Here is a 4101-nt window from a genome sequence, read left to right on the forward strand (position 1 = left end):
CCCGACGCCACACTCGCCGTCGTCCCCGTCAGCCCAAAACCACCCGCACCGTCCTGCTCACCGGCCCGGTATCTCGAGGCGATGATGCCGGCGTAGACGCCTGCGTCGGTCCCTTTCAACGAAGCCGGGGCAATCCCCGCGTCTTCCAACGCCTCCCAGCACGTCTCCAAGAGCAGTCGCTGCTGGGGGTCCATTCCCAACGCCTCGCGCGGACTGATCCCGAAGAACTCCGCATCGAAATCACCCGCACCGTCCAGGAAACCGCCCACCCGGGCATAACCCGCACCCCCGTCACCGGAATCCGGGTAAGGCAGGCCGGCCACGTCCCAGCCACGGTTCACCGGGAACCCCGACATCGCATCAGAGCCCCCCGCAACCAACCGCCAGAAACCCTCCGGATCCTCCACCCCACCCGGGAACCGACAACCCATCCCCACGATCGCAATTGGTTCCCGCGACGCAGAAACAAGGTCACTACTATACTGCCTTAGCCGTTCAGTCTCTTTCAGAGATACGCGCAGCGCTTCAAGGAGCTCATCAGCAGATATACTCATCACGACCCCATTCATTCAGTATGGCTACGCGTCATCTTTTCCCCTGCCAAACGCCATACGTACGAGGCCTTCGGCATCCATAGAATCGATCATCTCGGCTTTGGTGCTCTGCCGTGGCGCGAGAGCGTCATCAGGAAAACCAGCGAGCTTGAGCAATGCTTCCATGAGGCCTGCGTCACGGAACCGAGACATAGGAACGGATGCCAATACTTTCCTGAGCGCAGCTTCAGTGGGCTCTGTCTGCCCATCGGCATCGGGGCAAATTTCTTCTCGCAGGTGCCGGGCGAGTTCGGCCGGGGTCGGCTGGTCGAAGGCCAGGGTTGCGGGAAGGCTCAGGCCGGTCTCGGCCGCGAGCCGGTTGCGGAGCTCCAGCGCGGTCAGTGAGTCGATGCCCATGTCACGGAACGCCCGCTCGGAATCGATCTCAGCCGGGCTGGCATGACCCAACACAACAGCGGTGGCAGCCTGAACGGCCTGCAGGACTTCCCGCTCCCGGTCCGCCGGACTGAGCCCGGCCAGCCGCTCGGCCAGCCCACCGCCGGCCGCAGCCAGTGCAGCAGTGGGGCGAGCGGGCGCTCCGACCGCCAAACCGCTCAGTAGCGGGAGTATCGGTCGTCCCGGGCGTGATTGTCCCGTCAGGTCCAGGCGGGCCGGGACCGCCAACGGCGCACCCCACGCGGTAGCGGCCTCGAACAGCGCCAGACCCTCCACTGTCGTCATCGGCTGAACACCACCACGGCGCAAACGAGACCGACCCGCGCCCTCCAGCTGTTCGGTCATCTCCGAGGTCTGTTCCCACAGGCCCCAGGCCAGCGACTGGCCGGCAAGGTGACGTGACCGGCGGTAGACGGCCAGGGCGTCCAGGAACGCGTTCGCCGCGGCGTAGCTGCCTTGTCCCGCGCTGCCCATGACCGCTGCGGCTGAGGAGTACAGCACGAACCCGGCCAGGCCCATGTCCTCGGTCAGCTCGTGCAGGTTCCAGGCCGCGTCAACCTTCGCCGACAGCACCGGTGCCATCCGCTGCGGCGTCAACGACTCGACCGTGGCGTCGTCGATCACGCCGGCTGCGTGCACCACTGCCGTCAGCGGCCGGTCGACTGCGATCTTGGCCAGGACCGTGGCGAGGGCGTCACGGTCTGCGGCATCTCCGGCCTCCACCCGGACGTCCGCGCCCAGCTCAGCCAGCTCCGCGACCAGACGCGCCGCGCCCGGTGCGGCCGGGCCGCGTCGCGACAGCAACACCAGATGCCGCATACCGCGGACGGTGACCAGGTGCCGGGCCAGTTCCCCGCCCAGGGTCCCCGTGCCGCCGGTGACCAGGACGGTTCCGTGCGGGTCCCAGGCGGCGGGGACGTTCAGTACGACCTTGCCGATGTGCCGGGCGGCCTGCAGATGACGCAGTGCCGCGACCGCCTGCGACAGCTCGAAGCACGTCACCGGCGGCGGCTTCAGTATCCCGGCCTCGAACATGCCGCCGAGCTCCGCGAGCATCTCCCCGACCCGGTCGACACCGGCATCCATCAGGTCGAAGGCCTGGTAGATCACCCCGGGGTATGTCTGGGCGACCTGCTCGGGGTTGCGGATATCGGTCTTGCCCATCTCGACGAACCGCCCACCACGCGGCAGCAACCGCAGCGAGGCATCCGTGAACTCTCCCGCCAAGGCGTTGACGACCACGTCCATGCCCGCACCACCGGTCACGGCCAAGAACCGCTCACAAAACGCCAGATCGCGCGTCGAGGCAATGTGGCTTTCGTCGACGCCCATCGCCCGCAACGCGGCCTGCTTCGCCGGGCTGGCGGTGGCGAAGACCTCCAAACCCCATTCCTGGGCCAACTGCACGGCAGCCGTGCCGACCCCGCCGGTACCGGCATGGATCAGCACCCGTTCCCCCGGACGGGCCTGGGCCAGATCTCGCAGTGCATAAAACGCGGTCATGAATCCCACCGGCACGGATGCGGCCTGCTGGAACGACCAACCCCGCGGCACCGCAGCAAGCAGTCGACTGTCGACGACCCCGACCCGACCCCATCCCGGCACCAGGCCCATCACCGGCTCACCCACCGCCAGGTCCATGACTCCGGGGCCGGTCTCCAGGATCACCCCAGCGCCCTCCCCTCCCATGACCCGGCCGTCGGAAACCATTCCCAGGCCGGCGACCACATCGTGGAAGTTCACGCCCGCCGCGTGCAGGCCCACCCGGACCTGACCCGGCAACAACACCGCCCCCGCCTCGGGAGCATCGACCACAGCAGCACTGCCCAGATCACCCGGCTCGGCGACATCGACTCGCCAGCCCGAACCAGCGGGAAGCGCCAGATCCCCGGACGCACCCGCCCGGACCAGCCGACGCCCGAACGCCGCCACAGTCCCATCCCCGGAACTGATGCGGACCTCGGGTTCATCAGCGCCCAAGGCCAGGGCCAGCACGGTGTCCACGTCGGCATCGTTGGCAGGGTCCAGCCCTGCCGTCGGGTCGACGTCGACCAGCAGCACACGCCCCGGATGCTCCGACTGCGCCGAACGCACCAGGCCCACCACCGCCGCGCCGGCCAGGTCTTGCCCGGTGGCTGCGCCCTGGGTCCAAAGCACCAACCGCGCGTTGTCCGTCTCGGGATCGGCCAGCCACTCCTGCACCCAACCCAACACCGTCGCAGCAGCCTGGTGGGCCGCCTGCGGCGCCGACATCCCCGACGGGGCAGCCGGCACCACCGCCACCACCACCGAAGCCACCTCGGCCCCACCGTGCCGCACCCACTGCACCGCATCCGCCGAAGCCTGCACCGGCAGCGGAACCCAGTCCACCGTGAACAGCGACTGCCGCACCTGCCGACCGGTACCGGTGAGCTGACCAGCCGACGCCTCCCGCAGCACCAACGACCGCGCCGCCAGCACCGGCTGACCAACACCGTCAAACGCCGTCACCGAGACCCCACCCGACCCACGGGCCAGCACCACCCGCAACTGACGCGCACCGCCCGCCAGCAGCCGCACCCCCGACCACACAAACGGCAACCCCGTCCCACCACCATTGCCCTTGTCAGTGCTGGCAGTGATGAGGGCATGCAGGGCAGCGTCGAGGAGGGCAGGATGCAGGCCAAACCCGGAGGCATCAGCTTCGACAACCTCCGGCAGCTCGACCTCGGCGTAAATGGTGTCCCCGGCACGCCATGCCTGGCGCAGGCCCTGGAACGCCGGACCGTAGGCGTAACCGCGCCGGGCGAACTTCTCGTAGGCGTCGTCGACCGGAACCGACACCGCACCCGCCGGAGGCCACACGGACAGCCGATCCGGGACAGGCTCACCGTCAGCCGGGGCCAACACACCGACGGCGTTCCGCACCCATTCGCCCTCTCCCTCGCGAGAGGAGACCGTTACGGTTCGCCGGCCGCTGCCGCCGTCACTGTCGCCGACGTGGACCTGGACCTGCACTCCACCGGAGGAGGGAAGGACCAGGGGCTCCTGGAGCGTCAACTCCTCCAGGACACCACACCCGGCCAGATCAGCCGCATGCATCGCCAGGTCCACGAACGCCGTCCCCGGCAGT

The 4101-nt window shown here is 68.7% G+C and carries 2 protein-coding genes and 1 pseudogene; all 3 read right to left on the reverse strand.

The window, feature by feature from the left end; all coding sequences use genetic code 11:
• The coding region (locus WA788_RS35015; protein ID WP_335984421.1) for a beta-ketoacyl synthase N-terminal-like domain-containing protein at positions 1–569 on the reverse strand (569 nt) is incomplete at its 3' end.
• A 9-nt stretch (positions 570–578) separates the two neighbouring features.
• Positions 579–3896, reverse strand: coding sequence for an SDR family NAD(P)-dependent oxidoreductase (locus WA788_RS35020; protein ID WP_335984423.1), 3318 nt, complete (start codon positions 3894–3896; stop codon positions 579–581).
• A 30-nt stretch (positions 3897–3926) separates the two neighbouring features.
• A pseudogene (locus WA788_RS36170) lies at positions 3927–4100 on the reverse strand (hypothetical protein); the annotation flags it as partial.
• Position 4101 lies beyond the last annotated feature (1 nt).

This window comes from Streptomyces sp. CA2R106 (assembly GCF_037034245.1).
GTDB lineage: Bacteria > Actinomycetota > Actinomycetes > Streptomycetales > Streptomycetaceae > Actinacidiphila.